Origin of the sequence: Streptomyces sp. NPDC019224 (assembly GCF_040632605.1) — a bacterium.
Lineage (GTDB): Bacteria > Actinomycetota > Actinomycetes > Streptomycetales > Streptomycetaceae > Streptomyces.
In genome coordinates this window covers 61,030-86,006 of record NZ_JBEYCF010000011.1, presented here as the reverse complement: position 1 = coordinate 86,006, position 24,977 = coordinate 61,030, and the positions used below count along the sequence as shown (strand labels likewise).

At 72.9% G+C, this 24,977-nt stretch carries 25 protein-coding genes and 1 pseudogene; 16 read left to right on the top strand and 10 right to left on the bottom strand.

Features of this window, described 5'->3' with window-relative positions:
- Positions 1–116: 116 nt before the first annotated feature.
- On the top strand, positions 117–1,055 hold the full coding sequence (locus ABZ564_RS09875; RefSeq protein WP_360852407.1) for a LysR family transcriptional regulator: 939 nt from the start codon (positions 117–119) through the stop codon (positions 1,053–1,055).
- On the opposite strand, the gene ABZ564_RS09870 is transcribed toward ABZ564_RS09875, so the two are convergent.
- The 6 genes and pseudogenes from ABZ564_RS09870 to ABZ564_RS09845 form a co-directional block, all read right to left on the bottom strand.
- Positions 1,015–1,998: a hypothetical protein gene (locus tag ABZ564_RS09870; RefSeq protein WP_360852404.1), complete on the bottom strand. Its 984-nt coding sequence runs from the start codon at positions 1,996–1,998 to the stop codon at positions 1,015–1,017. The genes ABZ564_RS09875 and ABZ564_RS09870 overlap by 41 nt on opposite strands.
- Positions 1,991–2,545, bottom strand: a complete 555-nt coding sequence (locus ABZ564_RS09865; protein ID WP_360852401.1) for a GAF domain-containing protein — start codon at positions 2,543–2,545, stop codon at positions 1,991–1,993. Before ABZ564_RS09865 ends, ABZ564_RS09870 begins: the two co-directional genes overlap by 8 nt.
- Positions 2,529–3,404 (bottom strand): S8 family serine peptidase, encoded by an 876-nt coding sequence (locus ABZ564_RS09860; protein ID WP_360852398.1) that lies wholly within the window; start codon positions 3,402–3,404, stop codon positions 2,529–2,531. The genes ABZ564_RS09865 and ABZ564_RS09860 overlap by 17 nt, the downstream gene beginning before the upstream one ends.
- Entirely contained in the window at positions 3,401–6,544 is a 3,144-nt protein-coding gene (locus tag ABZ564_RS09855; protein WP_360852395.1) for an AAA family ATPase, read from the bottom strand. The genes ABZ564_RS09860 and ABZ564_RS09855 overlap by 4 nt, the downstream gene beginning before the upstream one ends.
- Positions 6,541–6,918: an aroma-sacti cluster domain-containing protein gene (locus ABZ564_RS09850; RefSeq protein WP_360852587.1), complete on the bottom strand. Its 378-nt coding sequence runs from the start codon at positions 6,916–6,918 to the stop codon at positions 6,541–6,543. The genes ABZ564_RS09855 and ABZ564_RS09850 overlap by 4 nt, the downstream gene beginning before the upstream one ends.
- A gap of 3 nt (positions 6,919–6,921) precedes the next feature.
- Positions 6,922–7,083: pseudogene (locus tag ABZ564_RS09845) on the bottom strand (helix-turn-helix transcriptional regulator); the annotation flags it as partial.
- 205 nt (positions 7,084–7,288) lie between these two features.
- Between ABZ564_RS09845 and ABZ564_RS09840 the strand changes: the two are divergent.
- The 6 genes from ABZ564_RS09840 to ABZ564_RS09815 all read left to right on the top strand — a co-directional run bounded on the left by ABZ564_RS09840 (position 7,289) and on the right by ABZ564_RS09815 (position 14,512).
- Positions 7,289–7,486 carry an aroma-sacti cluster domain-containing protein gene (locus ABZ564_RS09840; protein WP_360852392.1) on the top strand — a complete coding sequence of 66 codons (198 nt, stop codon included), beginning with the start codon at positions 7,289–7,291 and terminating at the stop codon, positions 7,484–7,486.
- A 107-nt stretch (positions 7,487–7,593) separates the two neighbouring features.
- Positions 7,594–8,958 (top strand): radical SAM protein, encoded by a 1,365-nt coding sequence (locus ABZ564_RS09835; protein WP_360852584.1) that lies wholly within the window; start codon positions 7,594–7,596, stop codon positions 8,956–8,958.
- Positions 8,955–9,551, top strand: coding sequence for a flavoprotein (locus ABZ564_RS09830; RefSeq protein WP_360852389.1), 597 nt, complete (start codon positions 8,955–8,957; stop codon positions 9,549–9,551). Before ABZ564_RS09835 ends, ABZ564_RS09830 begins: the two co-directional genes overlap by 4 nt.
- A 27-nt stretch (positions 9,552–9,578) precedes the next feature.
- Positions 9,579–10,946 (top strand): MFS transporter, encoded by a 1,368-nt coding sequence (locus tag ABZ564_RS09825; RefSeq protein ID WP_360852386.1) that lies wholly within the window; start codon positions 9,579–9,581, stop codon positions 10,944–10,946.
- Complete coding sequence (locus ABZ564_RS09820) at positions 10,943–13,147, top strand: radical SAM protein (RefSeq protein ID WP_360852383.1); 2,205 nt, start codon at positions 10,943–10,945, stop codon at positions 13,145–13,147. Before ABZ564_RS09825 ends, ABZ564_RS09820 begins: the two co-directional genes overlap by 4 nt.
- Positions 13,148–13,285: 138 nt before the next feature.
- On the top strand, positions 13,286–14,512 hold the full coding sequence (locus ABZ564_RS09815; RefSeq protein WP_360852380.1) for an acetyl-CoA C-acetyltransferase: 1,227 nt from the start codon (positions 13,286–13,288) through the stop codon (positions 14,510–14,512).
- Between the two features lie 9 nt (positions 14,513–14,521).
- Here ABZ564_RS09815 and ABZ564_RS09810 read toward each other — a convergent pair whose 3' ends face one another.
- Complete coding sequence (locus ABZ564_RS09810; protein ID WP_360852378.1) at positions 14,522–15,127, bottom strand: TetR family transcriptional regulator; 606 nt, start codon at positions 15,125–15,127, stop codon at positions 14,522–14,524.
- Positions 15,128–15,330: 203 nt separating this feature from the next.
- Here ABZ564_RS09810 and ABZ564_RS09805 point away from each other — a divergent pair, with 203 nt between their 5' ends.
- Entirely contained in the window at positions 15,331–16,467 is a 1,137-nt protein-coding gene (locus tag ABZ564_RS09805) for an NAD(P)/FAD-dependent oxidoreductase (protein WP_360852375.1), read from the top strand.
- A gap of 152 nt (positions 16,468–16,619) precedes the next feature.
- Here the strand turns inward: ABZ564_RS09805 and ABZ564_RS09800 are convergent, their stop codons facing one another.
- A complete protein-coding gene (locus ABZ564_RS09800) occupies positions 16,620–17,522 on the bottom strand; it encodes a chaplin family protein (RefSeq protein WP_360852581.1) in 903 nt (300 codons plus the stop codon).
- Positions 17,523–17,904: 382 nt separating this feature from the next.
- Here ABZ564_RS09800 and ABZ564_RS09795 point away from each other — a divergent pair, with 382 nt between their 5' ends.
- From ABZ564_RS09795 to ABZ564_RS09770, 6 genes are all read left to right on the top strand, one after another.
- Complete coding sequence (locus ABZ564_RS09795; RefSeq protein ID WP_360852372.1) at positions 17,905–18,306, top strand: rodlin; 402 nt, start codon at positions 17,905–17,907, stop codon at positions 18,304–18,306.
- A 291-nt stretch (positions 18,307–18,597) separates the two neighbouring features.
- On the top strand, positions 18,598–18,831 hold the full coding sequence (locus tag ABZ564_RS09790; protein ID WP_360852369.1) for a chaplin: 234 nt from the start codon (positions 18,598–18,600) through the stop codon (positions 18,829–18,831).
- A gap of 260 nt (positions 18,832–19,091) precedes the next feature.
- Positions 19,092–19,382, top strand: coding sequence for a hypothetical protein (locus ABZ564_RS09785; RefSeq protein ID WP_360852366.1), 291 nt, complete (start codon positions 19,092–19,094; stop codon positions 19,380–19,382).
- A gap of 166 nt (positions 19,383–19,548) precedes the next feature.
- A complete protein-coding gene (locus ABZ564_RS09780) occupies positions 19,549–19,959 on the top strand; it encodes a rodlin (RefSeq protein ID WP_360852363.1) in 411 nt (136 codons plus the stop codon).
- A 220-nt stretch (positions 19,960–20,179) separates the two neighbouring features.
- Entirely contained in the window at positions 20,180–20,362 is a 183-nt protein-coding gene (locus ABZ564_RS09775; RefSeq protein ID WP_360852360.1) for a hypothetical protein, read from the top strand.
- A 119-nt stretch (positions 20,363–20,481) separates the two neighbouring features.
- A complete protein-coding gene (locus ABZ564_RS09770) occupies positions 20,482–20,892 on the top strand; it encodes a rodlin (protein WP_360852357.1) in 411 nt (136 codons plus the stop codon).
- A gap of 123 nt (positions 20,893–21,015) precedes the next feature.
- Here ABZ564_RS09770 and ABZ564_RS09765 read toward each other — a convergent pair whose 3' ends face one another.
- Positions 21,016–21,516: a DUF5949 family protein gene (locus tag ABZ564_RS09765; RefSeq protein ID WP_360852354.1), complete on the bottom strand. Its 501-nt coding sequence runs from the start codon at positions 21,514–21,516 to the stop codon at positions 21,016–21,018.
- 325 nt (positions 21,517–21,841) lie between these two features.
- Between ABZ564_RS09765 and rsgA the strand changes: the two genes are divergently transcribed.
- Together rsgA and ABZ564_RS09755 are read left to right on the top strand one after the other, a co-directional pair.
- Positions 21,842–23,002 carry a ribosome small subunit-dependent GTPase A gene (gene rsgA / locus ABZ564_RS09760; protein ID WP_360852351.1) on the top strand — a complete coding sequence of 387 codons (1,161 nt, stop codon included), beginning with the start codon at positions 21,842–21,844 and terminating at the stop codon, positions 23,000–23,002.
- A gap of 69 nt (positions 23,003–23,071) precedes the next feature.
- Entirely contained in the window at positions 23,072–24,502 is a 1,431-nt protein-coding gene (locus tag ABZ564_RS09755; protein WP_360852348.1) for an AlkA N-terminal domain-containing protein, read from the top strand.
- Here ABZ564_RS09755 and ABZ564_RS09750 read toward each other — a convergent pair.
- On the bottom strand, positions 24,427–24,909 hold the full coding sequence (locus tag ABZ564_RS09750; RefSeq protein WP_360852345.1) for a DUF456 domain-containing protein: 483 nt from the start codon (positions 24,907–24,909) through the stop codon (positions 24,427–24,429). The two genes, ABZ564_RS09755 and ABZ564_RS09750, sit on opposite strands and share 76 nt — an antisense overlap.
- Positions 24,910–24,977: the final 68 nt, after the last annotated feature.

The following is a 24,977-nucleotide window of genomic DNA, read 5'->3' as shown; positions in this document are numbered from 1 at the left end:
ATGCCCGCGCTGCCGACGCTGTCAGCGGCCTTTGATCGCCGTCCAATACCGAATTAGGCTCAGACCGAGACGCCGGACGAATCAATGATGCGGGCGGACCCGGGGGAGGGGACGGCATGGAGCTGCGCCACCTCTCCGCGTTCCTCGCCGTGGCCGAGGAACTGCACTTCGGCCGCGCCGCCAGACGGCTCCAGATGGCACAGCCGCCCCTGAGCCAGCAGATCCGCCGCCTGGAGAAGGAACTCGGCGTCCAGCTCTTCGAACGCAACACCCGCTCGGTGCGGCTCACCAGCGCGGGGGAGTCCTTCCTCCAGCCGGTGCGGACCGTGCTCGACGACCTGGACACGGCGGTACGGGCCGCGCGGGCGGCCGGACAGGGCGCGTACGGGAGGGTCCGCATCGGCTTCGCGGGCGCCTCCAGCCACGAGACGCTGCCGCTGCTCACCCGGGCGGTGCGGGCCGCCCACCCGGGCATCGAACTGGTCATGACCGGCCAGACCTACGCCGACGTGGCGCTCGCCCGGGTCGCGGACGGCTCGCTCGACCTCGGGTTCGTCCGGCTGCCGGTGACGCAGCCGGGCGTGAGCTGCCGGGTGATCGACGAGGAGGAGCTGGTGTGCGCGCTCCCCCTCGACCACCCGCTCGCCGCGCGCCCGGAGATCCCGCTCGACACGCTGGCCGGGGAACCGTTCGTCGCCTTCCCCGCCAACACCGGGTCCACCGTGCGCGACGCGATGACCGAGGCGTGCGAGGCGGCCGGGTTCAGCCCGCGCGTGGTGCAGGAGGCGCCGGACTCGTATACCATCCTGGCGCTGGTCGCGGCGGGCGTCGGGGTCACGCTGACCGTCACCTCCGTCCAGCACATCCGGCTCAGCGGTCTCGTCTACCGCCCGCTCGCCGGGCCGCCGATCAGACGGCAGCCGGCGCTCGCCTGGCGGACGGACAATCCGTCGGCCGCCCTGCGCGCGGTGCTCGCCGTCGCGGAGACGGCGCTGCCCACCCCCGTCCCCCGAGTCACCCGCCCCGGCCCACCCCGAGGAAGGCGAGCAGACTGACCGGCGCCGGGCGCGCCTCGCCCGTGGCGGCCCGGTGCAGGTCCCGTACGGTCCGCACCACCGCCCGGGTCACCACGTCGACTCCGGCCTTGCGTTCGAACCAGTGCCAGTCGCCGTGGGCGTTCATCTCCAGGAACACCGGTTCACCCCCGGCCCACAGGAAGTCGAACGCCCCGTAGCCGGTACCGCTCTCCGCGGCGAGAGCGCGCGCCGCCGCGGCCACGGCGGCCGGGGGCCGCACCTGCCGCACCACCACCTCGTCGGGGCGGGCCCAGACGTCCTCCGGGTCCTCCTTGGCCACCTCGAAGGCGTGCAGCTCGTCCCCGGCGAGGTAGACCCGGTACTCGGCGTCGTGCTCCACGTACTCCTGGAGCATCACCGGCGTCCCGGGCGGCAGGCCCGGTACACCGGCGAGCCGGGCGCGGTCCAGCACCCTGGGCAGGAACCAGTCGAGCCGGCCCGGTTCCGGCTCCACGTAATGCCGGTCGAGGACCTTGAGCACGTACCGCTCGGCCGGAAGCAGCCCGGCCACGTACACCGGGTCGGTGGTGACCAGCCCACGCGGGACGCGCACACCGAGCGCCCGCGCCCGGTCCCGCTGCACCAGCTGCCCCGGGTCGTCGGCGCCGATGGCGGCCGGGGACGCGGCGGCCAGCTGCCGGGCCAGCGCGGTCCACGCGTCCCGGTACACCATCCGCCCGCCGGGCGTACCGGCCAGAGGCGCGGCGCGCGTCGAGAAGTGGCGCTGCCAGGTCACCGTGGGGGCGAACCGTTGCCCGTCCAGGGCCAGTACGCCGTCCGGGCCCAGGACGGCCCGGACGTGTGCCAGGCCGTCCGCGTCGAGCCGGTGCACGGGCACGCCGATCCGGCGCAGCAGGGCGGCTGCCCCGGTCGCCTCGCCGTCGCCCCGCCTGGTCAGGAGCAGGACGCACCGTTCAGCCATGGGACGGGGCCAGCAGCGATTCCGCCATCTCCAGGAGCCGGAGCGCCTTGTCGGACCGGTTGCCGGGATCGGCGGCGCGCAGCCGGGTGAGGAGTTCGAGGCCGATGGCGGCCTGGTCGGCCAGCAGCCCCAGGAGTTCGACGTCGGCCATCTCCCGTACGCCGTCGGTGCCCCGGTCCAGTACCTCCAGGACGCCGACGCACTCGTCGTCGCTGAACAGCGGGGCCGCCATGATGCTGTCGGGGACGTACCCGGTGGAGGCGGCGGCCTCGCCCGAGAAGTGCCGCGACTCGCGCAGGTCGTCCACGAGCATCGACTGCCCGGAGGCGGCGACCCAGCCCGCGATGCCGGTACCCGCCGGGAAGCGCGTGCCGACCAGTTGGCCGTCGCCCTCCCCTGCCACGGCCTCGAAGACCAGGTCGCCGGAGCCGGGATCGACGAGGAAGATCGAGGAGGCCGCCGCACCGAACACATGGCGCGCGACCTCCACGATGGACTGCAGCAGGCGGCGCTCCGTGGGCGTCGCGGTGTCAACGGGTTTCATCATGCGCACCTCCAAGTCGACCGGCGGTGTTCCCGGCGCAGAGGAACAGCACCGTCTTGAGCTGGAACGGTGTGAGCCAGGGGTGCTTGCCGAGGATCAGCGCGCACAGGCCCGCGATGTGCGGCGCGGCGAAACTGTTCCCGGTCGAGCGGATGGTGCCCCCGCCGGGCCACGCCACGGGAACGCGCACCCCGCGCGCGTGGAACTCCACGGGCGGTGCGGGGTTGTAGTAGTACGTCATCGGATCGTCCTCGTCGTGGCTCGCGACGGAGATCACCGAGGAGAACGACCAGGGGTAGCTGGGCACCGGCCGGTTGTGCGCGGAGACGACGAGCGCGCAGCGGCGGAAGTACGCCCGGTCGACGAGCTCGTGGAGCCGCGCGGTCAGGGCCGGCCGGGTCGTCGCCAGGCTCAGGTTGATGACGTCGAAGTCCTGCTCGACGGCCCAGGAAAGCCCCGCGATCAGGGCCGGTCCGCTGCCCGTCTTGCCGTCGGTCAGCACCTGGGCGGACGAGACCGAGACTCCTGGCGCGACGGACCGGATCACCCCGGCGCAGGCGGTGCCGTGCCCGGCGCGGTCGGTGGCCTCGCACGGCACCATGTCCACCCCGCCGTCCTCGTCCGGGACGGCCGTCACCGCCAGATCGACCGCCCCGACCATCGGGTGGCCGCCCTCCACCCCGCTGTCCACGACGCACACCCGGACCCCGGAACCGTCCGCCCCGCCCCACGCCCACTCCGGGCAGACCGACTCCATCGGGACGGCCGCGAACTCCTCGCGCGTCTGCTCCCGCGTCGCACCCCAGGCCGGCACACCCGGCGTGTAGGCCCGAGGAGGCCGTCTCCAGGGGGGATCGCTCATCGGTTCTCCTCCAGTCCGGTCAGCCACGCCCGTACGGTCCGGGCGGGGAGTACGGCCTCCTTCGCCGTCAGCGCGGCCAGCGCCCGGGCGGCCGCCTGCCGGGCGCGCCCCGGTTCTCCGGCGGCGTCCAGCACCCGAGCCGCCTCGAACCACACATCAGCGATGAGACAGGGGTCGTCGGTCCCCTCCAGGGTGGCGACGGCCCGCTCGGCGTCCCCGACCGCCTCCGCGTATGTGCCGGCCCGCGCCCGCACCCGCGCCCGCAACGCCAGCCGCACGGCCCGCGTACGGGTCTCCTCGGGCGGCCCGGCGGACGGCTCGGCGAGCACGGCCGTGTCCGGATCGGCCCCGGCGCACAGCCGCTCCCGCGCCGCGTACAGGCGCAGGGTGATCGCGGTTCGGCTCTGTTCCAGCCCGTCGAGCCCGTCCGCCGCCGCCGTGTAGTGGCCGGCCGCCGGCGGGTGCGCGCCGGCCAGCGACTCCACGAACCCCGCCGTCTGGTCGGCGGCCAGGGCGCCGAGGGCCAGTTGGAGGTCGTCGCAGTGCCTGCGGACCAGCGCGATGTCCTCGCGGGCCGCGTCCACCCGGTCCGACAGGGCCAGGTGCCGGGCCCGCGTCAGCAACACCGGCACGAGCAGGCTCCGGTCGCCGTCGAAGCGCCGGACCAGCTCCTCGCAGAGCGGAAGGGCCTGCGAGAGGGGCGTCGGCGACCACTGCGTCAGCTCGCAGATCGAGGCGAGGATGCGGTTGCCCTCATAGGTGTCGCCCAGCCCGTGCGCACGGGCCAGCGCGTCGCGCATGGCGCCCTCGGCGGCACCGATCCGGCCCTCGGCGAAGCTCCGCAGCGAGGACAGCTGGTGCAGCCGGCACCAGCTCAGATCGTCGGCGGGACCGGGCGCGGAAGGCCCGGCGCCCAGGGAGTACGGGGCGCCGGCCGGCTCGGGTCCGCCCGAGCGCAGTGCGATCAGCTGTCGCAGGATGGCGCAGGTGTCCCGCGTCGGGGCGTCCGCCGGGCTCCTGCGCTCCGCGTCGGCCACGGCCCGTCGGGCACTGTCCCAGCGGCCCAGCGCGGCGTACGCGTCGGTGATCCGGGCGGCCAGCACCCGGTGCTGCGGGTCGCCGTCCGGGGTGAGGTCGCGGCCCCGTTCCATCAGCGAGACGGCGGCCGGCAGATCGCGGCGGCGCAGGGCCAGGTACCCGGCGGCCACCAGCGCGCGGGCGGCGCGCCCGGTCAGCGCGGGCAGTCCGGGGTCCCCCGGGTCGGCCTCGGACAGCAGCCGGCACGCGGACTCCAGATGGGGGGCGAGGTCCCCCTCCGCCGCAGGACCCGGTACGGCGGCGCCCGGCGCCCGGCGCTCGATCCGGTCCGCGAGCACGGTATGCCAGGCCGCCCGCCGGGCCTTGGAGGTCATCTCGTACACGGTCTCCCGAGCCAGTGCGCGGGTGAACCGGTACGTGCCGGGCGGACCGTACGGATGGATCACCCCGGAGCGCAGCAGCCTGCCCAGCGCGTCGTCCAGGACCCCGCGGGCCGGCGTCGGTTCGTCCCCGGCGAGCGCGCGCACGTCCTCGGCGGTGAACGATCCGCCCGCCACCGCCGCGCGTTCCAGCACGGCCCGGTCGGTGGCCGGCAGCCGGTCCAGCCAGGCGGTCAGCAGGACCCGGATCGAGGTGGGGACGCCCCGGTCCACAGACCGGTGGCCGGCCAGGTCCTCCAGCAGCAGTTCGGCGAAGAGCGGATTGCCATCGCATTCCCGGACGACCCGGTCGAGCTCGCCGGCGGTGGCGACCGCCTCCTGCGCGGCGACCTCCGCCCGGTCCGCGAGGAGGGCCACCAGCCGCTCGGTCCCGGCGCGGGGCAGCGCGCCGAGCCGCAGCGCGCGGCCCGTGCCGGTCGGTGCCGCCGGCTCGGCGCGGGCCACGCACAGGACCAGCAGGGCGGTGTCGCGGGTGGCGTCGCCCAGGTCCGCGACCATGTCGGTGAGGGTCGGCTGCGCCCACTGGAAGTCCTCCAGGACCAGAACGACCGGGGCGCCCCGGACCTGGCCCAGGGCCTCCAGCAGCCGCCGGAACGCCCACCCGATCTCGTCCACGCTCACCGGGAGCCCGCTCTCGGTGCGCAGGCCCAGGGCCACGGCGAGCGCGGTGACGGCGCGGTCCGCGCTCGGGCGCAGCGTCTCCAGCGCACCCTTCGCCTCCTCCCAGCCGCCGGGCAGCGTCCAGACCGCCTCGGCCAGCGGGCGGTGGGCGAGCCCCGCACCGTACGCCTGGCAGGCGGCCCGCAGCACGACGGACCCTCCGTCCGCGCCGTGCCCGGCCAGGAACTCCCGCACCAGGCGGGACTTCCCGACGCCCGGTGCACCGCTGACCGTGACGACCCGGCTGCGCCGCTCCCGGCGCGCCGCCCGGAACTCGCTTCCCAGGGCGTCCAGTTCGGCGTCCCGCCCGACGAGCGGCACCAGGTCCTGACGGTTCGCGCCGTCGAGGACCGCGAGGACCCGCCGGGCAGGGACCGGGTCGCGCTTGCCCTTCACCCGCAGCGGTGCGAGGACCTCCATGCGGACACGGGCGCCGACCAGACGGGCCGTCTCGTCGCTGACCAGGATCTCGTGCGGCGCGGCGTGGGACTGGAGCCGGGCGGCGGTGTGCACGACATCGCCGACCACACGGGCCGCACCGCCGAGTGCCCCCGCCACCACGGCCTCGCCCGTGGCGATCCCGCAGTGGGTGTCCAGGCGCACCCCGGCGGATCCCGCGACCCCGGTACCGAGGGCCGTCACCGCCTCCCGCACGGCGCACGCCGCCCGGATCGCGTGCAGGGCGTCGTCCTCATGTGTGACGAACGCCCCGAAGACCGCCATCACCGCGTCGCCGATGAACTTCTCGACCACACCGCCGTGTTCGGCGACGGCCGTCGTGCACGCCGTGTAGTAGCGGTCCATCGTGCGCCGCAGTGCCTCGGGGTCCAGGGTCTCGGCGAGCACGGTGGAGCCGACGAGGTCGATGAAGACCGCAGTGACGATTCTGCGGCTGTCCGACGACGGCGTCCCGGCCACGAGCGGGGTGCCGCACTCCGGGCAGAACCGTGCTCCGGCCGGCACGGCGGCACGGCAGCCGCCGCACCGCGCGGTGCCGTTCACAGGAGCTTGAGGTCCTGTCCCTCCACCTCTCCGGAGACCGCTTCGAGCCGTTCCTTGACGGAGTTGAGTACCTGGACCTCGTGCTCGCTGAGCGCCGAGAGGACCGAGCGCTGCTCGACCGCCAGCAGATCCACCGGGTGGCCCGCCTCACGTAGGGCGTGCAGTGCGTCGAAGGTCATGACTACCGGTACCTCGTTCCCGTAGTGCGGCCAGTCGAGCGTGACGCCGGCCGGTCCGATCGAGCACTCCGCGACCGCTGCCGCCGCAAGGGCGCCGATGGTTTCGGGAGCCTCCTGCCCCTTCCGCTCGCCGGCGGGCAGTGGGGGCCAGATTCCCTGGACCAGAACGCCTTGTGCGTACAGTCGCGCAATCATTTCCGTACGGTTCGACGCGCCCGTTCTCCGCAGCATGTTGCATAAGTGAGCCGCCACCGTGTGCGGGCTGATGCAGAGCGCTTCAGCGATATCCCGGTTCGAGGAGCCGGCAGCCACCAGCGAAGCGATCAGAATCTCACGCCTGGTCAAACCCTTTACCCTCATTTCGGTGAATGGAGCGTGGGCCGGCGGAGGGAATTCCTCACTCCCGGAGGTCAGAGTAGCTGCGGGTCATGTTCCGGACAAGAACGCCCCGAGCGGGACCGGCCGGCCGCGGATCCATAGTCGATTGAGGGATGCGGAGAGGCCGGACGCCGGAGCAACCTTGCCGTTGCACCAGCCCGTGACCCTCTCCATGAAGGAGTGACCCATGTCGCAAGCACCCCTCGAGGCCCTGCGCAGCGCCGGCACCCCGGTCGACCTGCTGTCGGAGTCCGAGCGCGAGGTCTTCAACGGCCTGAGCCCGGACGAGGTCGCGGTCCTGGGATCGATCCAGACCCGGCTGAACGCCGTGTCGGCCGCGGTCGAGGGCCAGCAGGCGGACTCCAACACCAACGTCGTCTGCTGATTCCAGCCCCGGCGCACCCGGCCGGTCCGGCGGCTCCGGCCGCCGGACCGGCCGCGGAAACGCCCGCCGGACCGTCGTCTGCCCGGACACACAGTGGGAGCGTGGGGATGGACCAAGTCAGCAGATACCTGGTGATGAGCGACCGCGCGTACGCCGACGCCACGGGCGTACGGGTACGGCTCGCCTACAGCACCCGCACCGCGAGCACCGTGGCGGTCGACCTCGCCACCGCCCGGGCGCTGGAGGCCGGCGACCCTTCCGCCCTCACCCCGGCCTGGGCCGGCGCACTGCGCACGGCCGAGGTCCTCGTACCCTCCGGCGAGGACGAGCTGTCCGCCGTACTCGACCGCAACCGGCGCGCCTCGGCGGACCGTTCGGCCGTGCACATCGCCCTGCTGCCGACCTCGTACTGCAATATGGGCTGCGCCTACTGCGGACAGGAGCACACGCGCGGCGGCCTGTCCCACACCCACCGCAGCCGGGTCCACGACCGTGTCCTGCGCGCCGTGACCGCCCCGCAGACGCGCAGCGCCCGGATCGACTGGTTCGGGGCCGAGCCGATGATGGGCTACGCGGTCATCCGCGACCTGGCCCCCCGGTTCGTCCGCGCGGCGGCCGAGCACGGGGTCTCCTACTCCTCCGTGATCGTCACGAACGGCTCCCTGCTCACCCCCAAGAAAATCGACACCCTCATACGCTCGTGCGGCGTCACCCATTTCGAGATCACGATCGACGGGCCGCCGGAGATTCACAATGAACACCGGCCACTGAAAAGCGGTCGGGGATCTTTCTGGACCATCGTGCGCGCCGTGCGTTCGGTGCTCGACGAACCGAATCCGAGCGCAGCCCATTTCACGTTCCGCACGAACGTGGACGCCCACAACCAGGACGACGTTCCCCGCTATATCGAGCTGATGGCAGAGCTCGGTTTCAGTCACTCCCAGGTGTCCTTCTCGATTGTTCCGGTCCACTCGTGGGGAAACGACGTCTCCGCGATCGAGGTGTCCAAGCAGGAGTTCGCCGGACGGGAGGCGGGCTGGCTCCGGCTGCTGTCGGAGCACGGCCTGCACGCGCAGCTGCTGCCGAGCACCGCGAAGAAGGTCCTCTGCCCCGCCACGACCACCTCGTCGGAGATCATCAGCAGCACGGGCAACATCTTCTCGTGCAGCGAGTACCCCCTCGTCCCCGAGGCCGAGCGGACTCTCGCGCTGACGCACATCGACCGGGCGGGACCCGAGCCCGTACGGCCGACGGGCCCCTTCGACGGATGGAACGACGAGATGGAGAAGGGCACGACCTGGTGCAAGGGCTGCGTGTTCATGCCGACCTGCGGCGGGTCCTGCCCCAAGGCCTGGCAGGAGGGACATCCGCCCTGCCCCGGCTACAAGTTCAACGTCCAGGACCGGCTGGATCTCATCGCCTCCCAGTGCGGTCTGCGTGACGCCGCCGGTGAGCCCTCCGGGGTCCGGTGACGACCGGGGGCGCCGGGGACGGCACCCCGCGCCGCCTGCTCCTCGGCGTGTGCGGTTCGGGCAACGTGCTCGCGCTTCCCCAGTACCTCATGGCCCTGCGCACCGGCCTCGGCCCCGGCGTCGAGATCCGCATGGCCATGACGCGCTCCGCCGCCGCGCTCGTCCCGGCCGCGACCATGCGGCTGCTGTGCCCGGAGGTCCACTGCGACGGCGAGGACGAACTGACGACAGGTCATGTCGGCCCGGCCGTCTGGGCGGAGCGGTTCGTCGTCCTTCCCGCCACGGCGAACATGCTCGGCCAGGCGGCGAACGGGCTCGCCTCCGGGCTGCTCAGCTCGGCGCTGCTGGCCCATGAGCGCCCGGTTCTGTTCTTCCCCAGTATGAACAGCCTGATGTGGGAGCGGCCCGCGGTGCGCCGCAACGTGGACCGCCTGCGGGCGGACGGACACGCCGTCGTGGACCCGGTGCCGGCCCCCGCCTGGCAGGTCGCCGCGGCAGACGTACGCAAGAACCTCGGCCTGCCCCCGCCCGCGACCGTCACCGCGGTGATCGGCGAGTTCCTGGACATGCCCGTCGGCCCGCTCGGCGGCTGAGCGCCCGTACCAGCAGGAGGAGAAGACGTGGCACCAGCCGCACAGAGACTCCGTACGGCACTGGCGAGCGGACCGATGTCGGTGCGCGGCTTCCGACTGCTGCTCGCCGGGCAGCTCTCCTCGACGGTCGGCGACTACTGCTACGCCGTCGCGCTGCCGTGGCTGATCCTTTCCGGCGACGGCGGCCCGGTCCTGCTCGGCACGGTACTGGCCTGCTACGGCATCCCCCGCGTCGTCACCATTCCGCTGGGCGGGGTGGTGGCCGACCGGATCGGTGGCCGACGGGTCATGCTCGTGGCCGACCTGGTCCGTGCCGCGGCCGTCGGCATCCTCGCGGTGCTCGCCCTGGCCGGGACGCCGACGCCGGCCCAGCTCGCGCCCATAGCGGTCGTCCTGGGCGCCTGCTCCGGGGTCTTCATCCCCGCCTCGTACACCCTCCTGCCCGCCCTGCTGCCCAAGGAGGACCTGGGCCGGGGCAACGCGCTGTCCACCATGGTCAACCAGGTGGGCGGGCTCCTCGGGCCGACGGCGGGCGGCGCCCTGGTGGCCGCCTTCGGGGCGGGCCCGGCGCTCACGGTCGACGCCGTGTCCTTCCTCGTGTCGGCGGTGGTGCTCGCCCGGATCCGCAGCGGCTCGGACGCGGCGGCCACGGACGCGACGGAGCAGGACGGCCCCGGCGCCGACGAGACCCCGGCCCGCACGACGTCCTTCGTCGAACTGCTCCGCCATGGAAGGCTGTTGCACGTCGTCCTCGTGGTGGCCCTCGTCTGCAACCTCGCCTTCAACGGCACGATCGAGGTCGCGCTGCCCGAACTGGCCCACCAGGGCATGGGCGCCACCGGCTACGGCGTCCTGCTGACCTGTCTGAGCCTGGGCGGTCTGGCCGGCTCCCTGGCCGCCGCCCGCAGCCGGCCGGCGGACTCGCCCGCCTATCTCTTCGCGGCGCTCGCGGTGGTCATGGGAATCGCCCTGGGCGCCGTCCCCTACGCCGGTGGCCTGGCCGGCGCCGCGGTGTGCGTGTGCGTCTACGCGCTGGCCAGCGGCTGGCAGAACATCGTCGTCGTGACGATGCTCCAGGTCTGGGCCCCATCCGCGCTGATCGGCCGGGTCATGAGCCTGGTCATGCTGGCCGTGATGGGCACCTTCCCGATCTCCGTCGCGGTGGCCGGCTTCGGGGTGCGCCATATGGGGGCCGCGCCGTTCTTCCCGGTGGCGGGCGCGGCCATCGCCCTGTCCGTGCTGGGAGCGCTCACCCAGCGGGCGTTCCGCGACCACCGCGCGGGCACCGAGTACGCCCCACCGGCCCCCCTACCGGCCCGGTCCCCCGCGTCCGGTGTGCCGGCCGCCCGCTCCAAGCATCCACGGCAGGACAACAGTCAGGAGTCACAGCGATGAGCGTGTTCGTCCCGTTGGGCATGCCGCGGTTCGAGGGCGAACCCGACCCCGGCCCGCGGCCGGGCCGGGGCACCGACAACACCGCGTACCTGCTGATCAACCCGCCGGTGACCGACCCGACGACCGCCTACCACTCGATCCCGTACCTCGTGGGCGCCGCCAGGGCGGCCGGCCACACCGAGTACGCCTGCGTGGACGCCAATCTCGACGCCTTCACCTATCTCGCCGACCCCGTACGCTTCGGCGCGGCGCTCACGGCCGCCCGCAGCCTGCGCGCCGAGATCGAGGCCAGGTCCGGTGCCCCCCGCCGGCACGACGAGATCCGCTACCGGCAGGCGTTGGCCGCCGAGGGCCTGACCGCCACATCGGCGCGCGACGCGATCGGCGTGTTCCAGAACCCCGAGCACTTCTACCACCCCCCGACCTACGCCCAGGCGGTCGCGGTGATGAGCCGGTGGTGGGAGCTGATCGCCCTGGAGATGCCGCCCGGGACGGCGGACGGTTTCTCGATGCGGGTGAAGTCCGCCGTCAACCTGTGCAGCACGGCGGACCTGTCCGACCCCGAGGTCCCGGCGGCCGTGGCCCGCCCCTTCGAGGGCTACTTCGCCGACGAGTTCGTCCCGAAGCTGCGCGAACGCCCCTGGGCGGTGGTGGGTCTGTCCGTCAACTACACCAGCCAACTGCCCGTCGCGCTGCGGATGGCCCGCCTGATCCGGACCGTGATCCCGGACACGGTGATCGTCTTCGGCGGCACCGAGGTCGGCGACGTCGTCAAGTACGCCCCGGACCCGGCAGCCCCCTGGCGGGTCTTCCGGGACGCCGACCTGATCGTTCCCGGCGAGGGGGAGACGGCCCTCATCGGCATCCTCGACGCGGTCGGGAACGGCGCGGTCAGGGGCGGCGACGCCTTCGAGGGCATCGGCGGGGTGATGACCCGGTCCCGGCCGACTCCCGACATCGCGTACGGCAGCGTGGCGACGCTCGACTCCCCGGCGTACGACGTGTGGGACTGGGACCGGTACTGGGCACCCGAGCCGGTGCTCCTCTACAGCCCGACCCGGGGCTGCTACTGGAACAAGTGCACCTTCTGCGACTACGGCCTGAACACCGACCGGCCGACCTCGCCCTCGCGTGAACGTCCCGTCGCCGCCGTCCTCGAGGACCTGCGGGAGGCGAGCCGCTACGGCAGGACCCTCTACTTCGCGGTGGACGCCATGTCCCCCCGCTATCTGCGCGCCCTCGCCGCCGCCCTCGCCGAATCCTCCCTGGACCTGCGGTGGGCCGCCGAGCTGCGGCTGGAGCGGACCTTCCCCGAGCGTGCCGTCGGGGAACTCCTCGCGGCCTCCGGCTGCGTCGCGGTCTCCTTCGGCTACGAGTCCGGCACCCAGCGGGTCCTGGACCTGATCGACAAGGGCGTCAAGATCGACCTGGTGCCGGACGTCCTGGCGGAGCTGGCACGCAACGGCATCGCCGCCCAGATGATGGGCTTCACCGGCTTTCCCACCGAGACCCGGGCCGAGGCGCTGGCGACCTACGAGTTCCTGCAGAACCACGAGAAGCTGTGGACGACGTCGGGCATCGGGGTCTTCTCGCTGACACCCGGGTCCATCGTGGCCAAGGACCCCGGCAGGTTCGGCATCGAGGTGATGCCGCTGTCCGCGTCCGACGACATCCGGCGCTACCTGCCCTGGCGGGACCGGCAGTCGGGGCAGGTGCACTGGCCGGTGCCGGAGGACCCCCGCATTCCGCGCGAGTACATCACGAGCAACCGCCGGGTCAGCTTCGACCGGCCGTTCGTCGGCGGCATCGACTCCGCGCACAGCCTGCTGTACTACGCGCGCTTCGGCCGGGGGCTGCTGCCCGATACCCCTGCCGAGGGGACCCGGCGCGAGGAGGAGCCGCGGGTCCGGCTGGTCGGGGAGCCGGTGGTGAGCATCCCGTTCGCCTCGGTCGAGGAACTGACCGGCGTCGACGACCTGATGGCGGAGGTGGGCCGCAGGAGCCGGGCGCACCTGGACACCACGTCCGGTGCGTACGGGGACTGGCTGGACGGGGCGGGCGCGGCCCGCCCCGGTTCCTGCGGGGTGCTCGTCCTCGCTCACGGGGACCTCGTCGAGGTGCCCGCCGGGGTGGACTTCGGCGCGGACAACGCGATGACCCGCGCCCTGCGCCTGATGCTCGCGACCCAGGCCCGCGTATGACACCGTCCGGGGCGGCAGGGCCGGCCGATTGAGACGCCGCGCGTCTCGATTCCAGGAGAACCGGGTATTGGACCGGCCCGGTCACCGGGTGCGAGGGTCGTGTCAGACCCTTGTCCTCCGTCCCCGGAAGGTCCCGCCGTGCCCGACCCCCTCGATGTCGTGATCTGCGAACCCCTGCGCACCCCCATCGGCCGCTTCGGCGGGGTGTTCGCCGGGGAGAAGCCGGCCGCCCTCGCCGCCCGCGTCATCGCCGAGGTCGTCGCCCGGACCGGAATCGACCCGGACCGGGTCGACGAGGTGATCCTCGGTCACTCCTACCCCTCGGCCGAGGCCCCCGCCATCGGCCGGGTCGCCGCCCTGGACGCCGGACTCCCGCAATCGGTCACCGGCCTCCAGACCGACCGCCGCTGCGGCTCCGGGCTCCAGGCGGTCCTGGACGCGGCCATGCAGGTCCGGGCCGGGTTCAGCGAGGTCGTCATCGCGGGCGGCGTCGACGTGATGAGCGGCGCCCCGTACTACACGCACGACGGGCGCTGGGGCATCAAGGGCCCCGGCCTCCAGCTCCACGACGCGCTCGCCCGGGGCCGGGTCACCGCCGGCGGCCTCCACCACCCCGTCCCCGGCGGCATGATCGAGACCGCCGAGAACCTGCGCCGCGCGTACGGGATCAGCCGGGAGGACCAGGACGCGCTGGCCCTGCGCTCGCAGCGGCGGGCCGGCCGGGCGGCGGCCGAGGGCCGGTACGAGGCCGAGACCGTCCCCGTCACCGTCAAGGGACGCAAGGGCGAGACGGTCGTCACCGCCGACGAGCACCCCCGCCCCGGCACCACCGCCGAACAGCTCGCCGCGCTCCGCCCGGTCATGCTGAAGTCCGACCCGGAGGCCACCGTCACCGCGGGCAACGCCAGCGGCCAGAACGACGCGGCGGCCGCCTGCCTGGTGACGAGCGCCGCCACCGCCGAACGGCTCGGCCTCATCCCGCTGGTCCGGCTGGTCTCCTTCGCCCGGGCCGGGGTGCCCGCCGCCACCATGGGCCTCGGCCCCGTCCCCGCGACCCACGCCGCGCTCGGCCGCGCCGGGCTCACGCTCGACGACCTCGACCTGATCGAGCTGAACGAGGCGTTCGCCGCCCAGGTCCTGGCCTGCACCCGCGAACTGGGCCTCGGCGAGAAGGACCACGAGGAGCGGATCAACGTGAACGGCTCCGGTGTCTCGCTGGGCCACCCGGTCGGCGCCACCGGCGCCCGTATCCTCGCCACCCTCACCCGGGAGCTGCACCGCCGCGAGGCCCGCTACGGCCTGGAGACCATGTGCATCGGCGGCGGCCAGGGTCTCGCGGCGGTCTTCGAGCGCGTCGCGCCCTGACGGCCTGGTTCACCCGTCCCCGTCGAGCCCCTGCCAACCGTTTTCGAGAAGGGCGAAGGCGCGAGTGATCGCCGTGCGCGGATCGTCGTGACCGCGGGCCGTGCGGGGAGCCTCCAGGGCGAAATGCGCCAGGGCGGCGCAGGCGGGGTCATCGGCCGGCCGGCCGCTCTCCTCGGCGATCACGGCGGCCAAGGCGTCGGTGTGCCGCAGCCACATCGCGTGCGCGTAGTCACGCAGGGCCGGCGTGCTGTTCACCAGCTGGGAGAACGCGACGAAACGGGCATCGCCGCCGGGTGCGGTCATGCGGTGGCCCAGTGCGTGCTCCCGCAGTGCCGCCGGGATCGAGCGGCCGTCCGGGCGCTCGCGCACGGCCGCGAGCAGCCGGGCCTCCTGGTCCGTGTCCTCGTCGAAGACGAGCGCTTCCTTGACGGGGAAATGCTTGAAGAGCGTGGTGGTGGACACGTCGGCGGCGTCCGCGATCTCGCGGATGCCGACGGCCTCGTAACCGCGCTCGAGGAACAGGCGGAGTGCCGCGTCGGCGATGGCCCGGCGGGTGGCGGCCTTCTTGCGCTCGCGGCGTCCCATCGGCGCGGATCCGGTCTCGGTGTGGGTCATGCCCAGAGGGTACCGCTGGGTTGGTCGACTTCAAAAGGTTAGTCGTTGCACTTAATGAGTCGTTGTGCTTTTCTGGGGTGGTCCTCGGCGCTCTGCTCGCCGGAGCCGGAGCCGGAGCCGGACCCGTGCCCCTCTTCCCGCCCGGCCGCCGTCGACGGATGTCGTCGTCACCCCAGGACCTACGACCCGAACGGAACAACGCCATGAGCACGCATACCCCTCGTATCGCCGTCATCGGTGCCGGGCCCGGCGGGCTGACCTGCGCGCGCATCCTGCAGCGCTACGGCATCCCCGTCACCGTCCACGATCGCGAGAGCGGCCCCTGGTCCCGCGACCAGGGCGGCACCCTCGACCTGGACGAGGACAACGGCCAGAAGGCCCTGCGTGAAGCCGGTCTGCTCGACGACTTCTTCCGCCTCTCGAGACCCGAGGGGCAGGAGATGCGTCAGCTGGACACCTCCGGCAGGGTCCTCTTCCACCACGTCCCCGGTGCGGGGGAACGCTTCAAGCCCGAGATCGACCGGGGCACCCTGCGCCGCCTCCTGCTCGACTCACTGGAGCCCGGCACCGTGCGCTGGAGCCGCACCCTGCGCTCCGTCGAAGGACCTGCGGGCGGCCCCCGCCGACTGCGCTTCGCCGATGGCACCGTCGTGGAGGCCGACCTCGTCATCGGCGCCGACGGGGCCTGGTCCACGGTCCGCCGCGCCCTCTCCGACGCCACCCCCGAGTACACAGGGACCAGCTTCCTCGAAGCCTGGTTCCACGACGTGGAGAACGAGCACCCCGCCGTCGCCGCACTCGTCGGCCCGGGCAGCGCCGCCGCGGCCGACGGCGAGCGCGGGCTGTTCGCCCAGCGCAACAGCGACGACCACATCCGCGTGTACGTCATCCAGCGCGTCCCGGCGGACTGGATCACCGCGGCCGGTCTGGCCGTCGAGGACACCGCCGCCATCCGCTCCCTGCTGCTGGAGCGCTACCGCGACTGGGCACCGGACCTGCGCCGGCTGTTCACCGACAACGACGGCCGCTACGTGGACCGCCCCATCCACGCCCTCCCCGTCCCTCACACCTGGGATCACGACCCCGCGGTGACGCTGCTGGGTGACGCCGCCCACCTGATGCCGCCGCTCGGCGTCGGCGTCAACCTCGCCATGCTGGACGCCTTCGAACTCGCCCTCGCCCTCGCGCGGCACGACACCGTCGGTGAGGCCGTCCGTGCTTACGAGGGGACGATGCTGCCCCGTTCCGCCCGGATGCAGCACCTCCTCGATCACGGCGCCGAGGAACTGGTCTCCGACGAGCTGCCGGACTTCGCGCAGGAGGGTATGGCCGCGCGCTGAGAGGGAGAATCCGCGGCGCACCGGCGCTACCGCTTCCCGGGCACGACCGCGGCCGCCCCGGTCACCGGCGCCGCCCGTGCCGCACACAAAAGGTCCGGCCGGACAGCGACGGGCTGTCGGGCCGGACCTCTTCGTGCTCGGGGAGTGTCAGCTCACTTCTTCGCGGCGCGGGCGCGGCGCATCAGCAGGCCGCCACCGAGCACCAGCGCGGCGCTGGCCCCACCGGCGATGCCCAGGTTCTCGTTGGCACCGGTGTGCGCCATCTGCGGCGGCTTGTGGTGATTGGCGGGGGTGTGGTGCCAGGTGTGGGTCGGCGGGTTGTGCGTCTGCGGCTCGTGGTGCACGGGCGGGGTCTGCGGCTCGTGGTGCACGGGCGGGGCCGGCGGCTCGTGGTGGTGTCCCGGAGGGCAGTCGTCGTCGTGCGTCGGCGGCTTGTGCGTCGGCGGCTTGTGGTGGTGTCCCGGAGGGCAATCGTCGTCGTGCGTCGGGGGCTTGTGCGTCGGCGGCTTGTGGTGGTGTCCCGGAGGGCAGTCGCCGTCGTGCGGCGGGTGCTCCGTCGGCGGCTCCTCCGTGGGCGGTTCCTCCGTGGGCGGTTCCTCGGTCGGCGGCTCCTCCGTGGGCGGCTCCTCGGTCGGCGGGTTGCCCTCGCCGTCGCCGTTCTCGCACTCGTTGCCGGCGGCCGGGTTCAGCAGGCCGACCACGTTGATGGTGTTGCCGCAGACGTTCACCGGGACGTCGACCGGCGCCTGGATCAGGTTGCCCGAGAGTACGCCGGGGGAGCCGGCGGCCAGCCCGTCGGCGTCCGCGCCCTGCGCGTCACCGGCTTCCGCGTCGCCGCCCTCGTTCTCGCACTCGTTGCCGAAGGCGGGGTTCAGCGCGCCGATCACGTTGATCGTGTTGCCGCACAGATTGACGGGGACATGCACCGGGACCTGTACGGCGTTGCCCGAAGCGACGCCGGGCGAGCCGACGGCGGCGCCGTCGGCCGAGGCATCGGCGAAGGCATAGCCGCCGGAGGCGGTCAGGATGCCTGACGCCGCCGCCATGACGAGCATGCTTTTACTCAAGGCTTTTCGCATTGGTGCCCTTCCTTGGGACATTTCTTGCGGACGCGCGGACCGCAGTTCGTTCATCAGGCGGTGCAGCAGCCGTTGGGCCTTCCGGGGTGCGGGAGGGGCCTGCGGGCAGAGCGGCTTGACGACACCCATAACGACGCCTGCGTGCGCGAGAAACGTGAAGCCGGTGAATTTCTTGTGAGCGCGCTGCCAGGCCGTGAGGGAACGTTTCCTCTCTCGATTTCCGTCAGTATGTCTCGATCACTTTCGTACGGATGTCCGTGTCTTCCCAGCATTCGAGTGAATGGCGATAACCAAACGCCGGGCGGTGAGTTGGGCAGGGCGCTCCGCTTCGGGGCGTCCAGTACGAGAAGGGTTCATCGTGATCAAGAAGGTCCTGGCTACGGGTGCCGTAGCCGCCTCCATCCTCGGGGTCGGCGCCACGCAGGCGATGGCCATCGGCAACGACGGCGGCACGACCTCGGTCAACGGCAACGGGGCCTCGCAGTCGTTCGGCAACGCCGAGACGCGCGGCGACGGCAGCCCGCAGTTCGGCCTGGTCCAGGGCTCGCTGAACAAGCCCTGCGTGGGCCTGCCGCTCAAGGCGAACCTCGGTTCGCTCATCGGCCTCGTCCCGATTACGGTCCAGGACGTCAACGTCCTGTCCTCGCCGCAGAACCAGCAGTGCACCGAGAACTCCACCCAGGCCAAGGGCGACGAGCCGCTGTCGCACATCCTGGACGGCATCCCGGTCCTCTCGGGCAACGGCGCCGGCAACAGCTGATCCGGCCCCCTCGGGCCCGGACCGCCGGCGTTCCTCCTCCGAGCGGTCCGGGCCCTCTGTCGCCCTCCGTGCGCGCCTGCCCGGATCTCGCACGGTTCGGGATGAAACGCGGTCGGATGACCGGAAACTGCATCATTCGGGGGGTATTCGAGGAATCTGCTCACTGAGCAGTTTCGTCCACCGTCCGGAATCGTTACGAATGACAGCGGCGGAGTTACGAGCGATCAGGTCCGCGCTCGTGCGGCACGAAAGCCGTGGCCGCTCCGGACTCCGCCGAAGAAAGGGTTTGAAGTGAAGTACACCAAGATCGCCGCCGTCGCCGCCGGTACGCTCATGGCCGTGGGTGCCGCTACCCCCGCGTTCGCCGACGCGGGTGCCGAGGGTGCCTCCGCCCACTCGCCGGGCGTCATCTCCGGCAACACCATCCAGGTGCCGATTTCCATCCCGATCAACGTCTGCGGCAACAGCATCAGCGTCGTCGGCCTGCTGAACCCGGCCTTCGGGAACGTCTGCGTCAACGACTGATTCGGGCCTGCCGAATTCTCTCGGCTCGAAAGCCCCGGACCGCACTCCAAGCGGCCCGGGGCTTTTCCGTTGCCGCCCGTCGTTCCCGGCGGCGGGAATCCGGAGCCGCCCCGGAATCGAAGAAAGGCGGGTGCCTCCAGTTGCCCTGCCGTGACCGCGTCGTTAGGCAGGGGGAAAGCGGCGGAAGTCACGGCCAAGGAGGGCTCGTGCGGCGCGGGGACGCGACCGGATAATCCGCCGCCGCAGAAGGGAAACCGAAAGTGAAGTACGCGAAGTCCGCCGCACTCGTCGCCGGTTCCGTGGTCGCGTTCGGCACGGCTGCCCCCGCCTTCGCCGTCGCCACCCCCACGGCCCCCAGCTTCAGCCTCGACGGAGGCGTCAACCAGGTGGTGGCGGCCGCCCCGCAGGCGGTCGACCCGGTCGTCGGCACCGTCAGCGACGCCGCCGACACCCTGCACGAGAACGGAACCGTCACCGAGGTCGCCGGCCGGGCCACCGGAGCGGTGAAGGGCGCGGCCCCCCTCCTCGGCGGCCTGCCGCTCGCCCGCTGATCCACGGCCGCAGCACCAGGACGCGAGCGCACATGTTCGACCGCGTGCGACTTCCGGTGGCGCGCGCACCTTTCGAGTGACGCGCCACAACCATTACCGCGACGCCGAGTTGATCAGTGCGCTCGGCACCGGCGGGCAACCAGAGAAGAACCAGAAGGGCAGTTCAATGATCAAGAAGATGATGGCCTCGGCAGCGGTCGCCGCATCGATCGTCGGCGTCTCCGCCGCGGTCGCCCCGCAGGCCATGGCCATCGGCAATGACCAGGGCACCACCTCCGTCAACGGCAACGGTGCCATGCAGGCGTACGGCAACTCCGCCACCCACGGCGACTGGAGCCCGCAGTTCGCCCTCATCCAGGGCTCGCTCAACAAGCCCTGCATCGCCCTGCCGGCCAAGGCCAACGTCGGTTCGCTGCTCGGTGCCATCCCGATCTCGGTCCAGGACGTCAATGTCCTGTCCTCGCCGCAGAACCAGCAGTGCACCGAGAACTCCACCCAGGCCAAGGGTGACGAGGCGCTGTCGCACATCCTGAGCGACATCCCGATCCTCTCGGGCAACGGGGCCGCCAACGACTGACGGCCCATGACGCACGGGTGGTTCACCGACTGCCCAACCCTTCCTGACGCACCCGTGGGGCCGGTACGTCCGGGCAGCCGCACACCGGCCGCCGCGGACCCGCCGGCCCCATGTGCGTGCCCGCACCCGCCCGGCCCGGCGGTCGTCCGTACGGGCGGCCCGCTGGGCCGCTTGCCGTAGCGGGGCGGCCGGTCCCCGCCGCAACGGGTAGGGCCTCCTCATGGACCAGCACGACAGCCGGAACCCGCACAGCACCACCCCGATCTACGACCGGCTCCTCGCCGAGTGGCGGGCCGCACGGACCGAACCCGCCCCGACGCGGCCCGCGACAGCCGGCCCCGCCCGCGTGGGCGGCCTCGTGCCCGCCGCGCGGACCCCGGACGAGGCGGGCGGCCGGGACTGACGCCGGCCCGTCGAACTCATGCCGGAGGCGACCCGTATGGGTGGATCGGCGGAACCGAACCCTTCGCGCGGGGTTGATCAGTACGTTCCAGAACGGAACGCTCCGAAAGGTGAAGCGTGATGAAGAAGATGATGGCCGGCGCGGCAGTGGCCGTGTCCCTGGTCGGCCTCTCGGCCGCCGCGGCCCCCTCGGCCATGGCGATCGGTAACGACGGGGGCACCACCTCGGTCAACGGCAACGGTGCCAGCAGCACGTTCGGCAACAGCGTGACCCGGGGCGACGGCAGCCCGCAGGCCCAGCTCATCCAGGGCTCGCTGAACAAGCTCTGCGTGGGTGCTCCGGTCAAGGTGAACGCGGGCTCGCTCGTGGGTCTGCTCGTTCCCGTCACGGCCCAGGACATCGACGTCCTGTCCAACCCGCAGAACCAGCAGTGCGCCGAGAACTCCACCCAGGCCAAGGGCGACGAGCCCCTCTCGCACCTGGTGGAGGACATCCCGGTCCTCTCCGGGAACGGCGTCGGCAACAACTGATTCCGTACCCCGCCCACGGAGGGCGGCCCGCCGCGCGTCGTCCGTCCTGTGCGACGTGTGCGCGTACGGCATGACGGAGGCCCACCACCCTCGCCGGGTGGTGGGCCTCTTCCGTGGGACCGGTCAGCCGAGGCTGCGCACCGGGAGCACGCAGTGCGCCGAGGACGCGATGACCTCCGCGTCACCGGCGAAGGCGCGCAGCTCCGCCTCGCCGACCGGGAGACCGGGCGCGCCCTGCGGCCACGGGCGGGTGGCGAACATCGCGTGCACCTCGCCCTGGTCGGTCGCCGCCGCCAGCCACTCGGGCGGCACCGGGTACTGCGCGGTGAAGTGGGGCAGGGTCAGGACGGCCTGACCGGCCTGGACGAGGAGCTTCACGGGAAGTCCCGGCGTCTCGTCGGCACGCACCGGGGCACCGCCGACGGTGAGTCCGCTGCGCTGCAACGCCAGCCGCATGGCGTGCTCGCCCGCCGCCGGGCCGTCCGATCCGTCGCCCAGCGAGTAGGCGAGCAGAAAGGCGGCGTCGCGCCCGCTCTGCCGGTACTCGCCGCTCCAGCCGATCAGGATGAGGGTGCCCAACTGGGCCTGGGTGAACGTGCCGGTGGCTGTCCGGGGGGAGGTCATGTGCGGCACCCTAACCGTCCGCGACCGGTCCAACTCCATGCGTATCACCCGATCGGGGGATGACTGCCGACAACCGGCCCGCGCGGAATAATCCGTTGAACCGCCGGTGCCCCGGGGGCTACCGTGTGCGGAGAGACGGACGGCGGATGGCCGCTGGTTCCGGACCTGGACGAATGCGGAGGTGAGGACCTTGACGACGGTCGTTGCGGTGGGCGCTGCCCACAAGTCGAAGTTCCTCGTTCCCACCTCCGTGGCCACCGGCTGACCTCTTCAGACCTCCGCGCCGTCGCGCGCACCGCCGGGGCCACCCTGTGAAGGGTTTCCCTTGTCTTTCCCGTCTTTCTCCTCTTCCCTCTCCACCGCTTCCCACCCGCTGGCCGCCTACGGCTGGGACGACGACTGGGCGGCCGAGTTCGCCCCGTACGCCGCCCAGGGGCTGGTCCCCGGACGCGTGGTGCGAGTGGACCGCGGGCGCTGCGACATCGTCACGCCCGAGGGCACGGTCTGGGCGGACACCGCCTTCGTCGTGCCGCGCGACCCGATGCGGATCATCTGCACGGGCGACTGGGCCGCCGTCGACCCGGACGGCGACCCGAGGTTCGTCCGTACGCTGCTGCCGCGGCGCACCGCCTTCGTCCGCTCCACCTCGTCCAAGCGCTCCGAGGGCCAGGTCCTCGCCACCAACGTCGACCACATCGCCATCTGCGTCTCGCTGGCCGTGGAACTGGACCTGGGGCGGGTCGAGCGGTTCCTCGCCCTGGCCATGTCCAGCGCCGGTGGCGACGCCCTGCTCGGCGACGCCTCCGGGGACGGGGAGCGGACCGCCGAACCGATCGTCGTCCTCACCAAGGCCGACCTGGTCCCCGACGCGCTCACCCTCTCCCATCTCGTCGAGGACGTCGAGCGCGTCGCACCCGGCGTCCAGGTCCTCCCGGTCAGCTCCACGACCGGCGAGGGCGTCGACGTGTTCTCGGCGATCGTCTCCGGCGGTACGAGCGTGCTCCTCGGGGTCTCCGGCGCCGGCAAGTCCACCCTCGCCAACACACTGCTCGGCCAGGACGTGATGGAGGTCCAGGCCGCCCGGGACGTGGACGGCAAGGGCCGGCACACCACCACCACCCGAAACCTGCTCGTCCTGCCCTCGGGCGGGGTCCTCATCGACACCCCCGGACTGCGCGGGGTCGGCCTCTGGGACGCCGGGGTCGGCGTCGGCCAGGTCTTCTCCGAGATCGAGGAACTGGCCGAGGAGTGCCGGTTCCACGACTGCGCCCACGAGGCGGAGCCCGGCTGCGCCGTGCGGGCCGCGATCGAGGACGGCGCCCTGTCCGAGCGCCGCTTCGACAGCTACCGCAAGCTCCAGCGTGAGAACCAGCGCATCGTCGCCAAGACCGATGCCCGCGTCCGGGCCGAGATCCGGCGCGACTGGAAGCGCAAGCACGCCGAGGGCCGGGCCGCGATCGAGGTCAAGCGCGGCCGGGTCCGCTAGCCGGACCATCCCTGGCCGACGTCCGAAAACCGCGAGTGAGGGGCCCCGGCGGGGCGCACACTGGACGGCGTGAGGGACGAAGAGACCAGGTACGAGGCGGTGAGCAGCCGCGACGCCCGTTTCGACGGCGAGTTCTTCTTCGCCGTCGAGACGACCGGCATCTACTGCCGGCCGAGCTGCCCCGCCGTCACCCCGAAGCGGAAGAACGTCCGCTTCTACCCGACCGCGGCGGCCGCCCAGGGCAACGGCTTCCGGGCGTGCCGCCGCTGCCGCCCGGACGCCGTCCCCGGCTCCGCCGAGTGGAACGTCCGGGCCGATCTCGTCGGGCGCGCCGTGCGGATGATCGGCGACGGTGTGGTGGACCGGGAAGGCGTCCCGGGGCTCGCCCACCGGCTCGGCTACAGCTCCCGCCAGGTGCAGCGCCAGCTCAACGCCGAACTGGGCGCCGGACCCGTCGCCCTGGCCCGCGCCCAGCGCGCGCACACCGCCCGGCTCCTGCTGCAGACCACCGCCCTGCCCGTCACCGAGATCGCCTTCGCGGCCGGGTTCGGCAGTCTGAGGCAGTTCAACGACACCGTCCGGCAGATCTACGGCCGCACCCCGAGCGCCCTGCGCGCCGAAGCCGGTACGGGCCTCGGCGCTGCGGTCCGGGAGGCCCGCACCACCGGCATCCCGCTCCGGCTCGCCCACCGGGGACCGTACGCGGCCCGTGACGTCTTCGACCTGCTCGCCGCCACTTCGCTCACCCGCGTCGAGGAGGTCGGCGGGGAGCCCGGCCGTCGTACGTACCGGCGCACGCTGCGCCTCCCGTACGGCAGCGGCGTCGCCGCCGTGGACGAGCGGTCCGCCGGGAGCTGGCTGGAGGCCCGCGTCCACCTCACCGATCTGCGCGACCTGACCACGGCGGTGCAGCGGTTGCGCCGGCTCTTCGACCTGGACGCCGACCCGTACGCCGTCGACGAGCTGCTGGCCGCCGATCCGCGGCTCGCCCCGGACGTCGCGGCCCGGCCGGGGGTGCGCTCGCCGGGCGCGGCGGACGCCGAGGAGTTCGCCGTACGGGCGCTGGTGGGCGACGCGGCGGCCGAGGACCTCGTCGCGGAGCACGGCACGGCGCTGGACGTGCCGTTCGGCGGGCTGACCCATGTCTTCCCCGAACCGGCCGTGCTCGCCGAGGCGGTCGGGGACCCGGTCCTGCGGGCGCTCGCGACCGCGCTCGCCGACGGCACCGTACGGCTGGACGCGGGCGCCGACCGGGACGGGGCCGAACAGGCGCTGCGGCGGCTGCCCGGCGTCGGCCCCGCCACGGCCGCGCTGATCCGGATGCGGGCGCTGGGCGACCCGGACGTGGACCCGCACGGAACGCCGGGCGCGTCCCGCTGGCGACCCTGGCGCTCGTACGGGGTGCGCCGGGCGCGGCGGAACGGTCAGCCCCAGACCAGCGCGCCCAGCCAGGCGCCCGTCACCAGCAGGCACGCGAACAGTTCGACGAGCACCGAGTAACCGGTCGCCCGCATCACGGAGCGGACCGACGCCCAGCCCGCGCCCCGGCTGCCGAGGCGCAGCCGCTCCGCCCCGTAGATCACCCCGACATAACCGGGGACCGCCCCCACGACGGGCAGCACGAAGAAGCCGGCGATCGCGCCGAGCCCGCCCAGCAGCAGCGTCCGGCGCGGCGCCCCCGACTCACGGGGCCGGCGCGGCGGCAGGAGCGGTTTGAGCGCCTGGTTCAGCAGGAGCAGCGCCGTGGCCCCGATCAGCACGCCCCAGGCGACGGGTGTCACGTCGGTGAGCGCCCACCACAGGAGGGCCGCCCAGACGATCGCCTGCCCCGGCACACCCGGCAGCAGGACACCGACCAGGCCGAGCAGCATCACCAGTCCGACGGCGACGAGCTGCCACACACTCATCTGACCAGCCTGCCGGAGTCCGGCGGGTCCCGCCCGTCCGCGCCCCCGTCCCGGCGGCCGTCGGCGCA

Excerpts from the sequence above, each read along its gene's own strand:
- ABZ564_RS09860 (WP_360852398.1), bottom strand. The coding sequence starts at position 3,404 with ATGAGCGATCCCCCCTGGAGACGGCCTCCTCGGGCCTACACGCCGGGT.
- ABZ564_RS09800 (WP_360852581.1), bottom strand. The coding sequence starts at position 17,522 with ATGCTCGTCATGGCGGCGGCGTCAGGCATCCTGACCGCCTCCGGCGGC.
- ABZ564_RS09770 (WP_360852357.1), top strand. The coding sequence starts at position 20,482 with ATGAAGAAGATGATGGCCGGCGCGGCAGTGGCCGTGTCCCTGGTCGGC.
- ABZ564_RS09780 (WP_360852363.1), top strand. The coding sequence starts at position 19,549 with ATGATCAAGAAGATGATGGCCTCGGCAGCGGTCGCCGCATCGATCGTC.
- ABZ564_RS09810 (WP_360852378.1), bottom strand. The coding sequence starts at position 15,127 with ATGACCCACACCGAGACCGGATCCGCGCCGATGGGACGCCGCGAGCGC.
- ABZ564_RS09870 (WP_360852404.1), bottom strand. The coding sequence starts at position 1,998 with ATGGCTGAACGGTGCGTCCTGCTCCTGACCAGGCGGGGCGACGGCGAG.
- ABZ564_RS09835 (WP_360852584.1), top strand. The coding sequence starts at position 7,594 with ATGGACCAAGTCAGCAGATACCTGGTGATGAGCGACCGCGCGTACGCC.
- ABZ564_RS09865 (WP_360852401.1), bottom strand. The coding sequence starts at position 2,545 with ATGATGAAACCCGTTGACACCGCGACGCCCACGGAGCGCCGCCTGCTG.
- ABZ564_RS09820 (WP_360852383.1), top strand. The coding sequence starts at position 10,943 with ATGAGCGTGTTCGTCCCGTTGGGCATGCCGCGGTTCGAGGGCGAACCC.
- ABZ564_RS09775 (WP_360852360.1), top strand. The coding sequence starts at position 20,180 with ATGGACCAGCACGACAGCCGGAACCCGCACAGCACCACCCCGATCTAC.
- ABZ564_RS09765 (WP_360852354.1), bottom strand. The coding sequence starts at position 21,516 with ATGACCTCCCCCCGGACAGCCACCGGCACGTTCACCCAGGCCCAGTTG.
- ABZ564_RS09850 (WP_360852587.1), bottom strand. The coding sequence starts at position 6,918 with ATGATTGCGCGACTGTACGCACAAGGCGTTCTGGTCCAGGGAATCTGG.
- ABZ564_RS09805 (WP_360852375.1), top strand. The coding sequence starts at position 15,331 with ATGAGCACGCATACCCCTCGTATCGCCGTCATCGGTGCCGGGCCCGGC.
- ABZ564_RS09750 (WP_360852345.1), bottom strand. The coding sequence starts at position 24,909 with ATGAGTGTGTGGCAGCTCGTCGCCGTCGGACTGGTGATGCTGCTCGGC.
- ABZ564_RS09840 (WP_360852392.1), top strand. The coding sequence starts at position 7,289 with ATGTCGCAAGCACCCCTCGAGGCCCTGCGCAGCGCCGGCACCCCGGTC.
- ABZ564_RS09875 (WP_360852407.1), top strand. The coding sequence starts at position 117 with ATGGAGCTGCGCCACCTCTCCGCGTTCCTCGCCGTGGCCGAGGAACTG.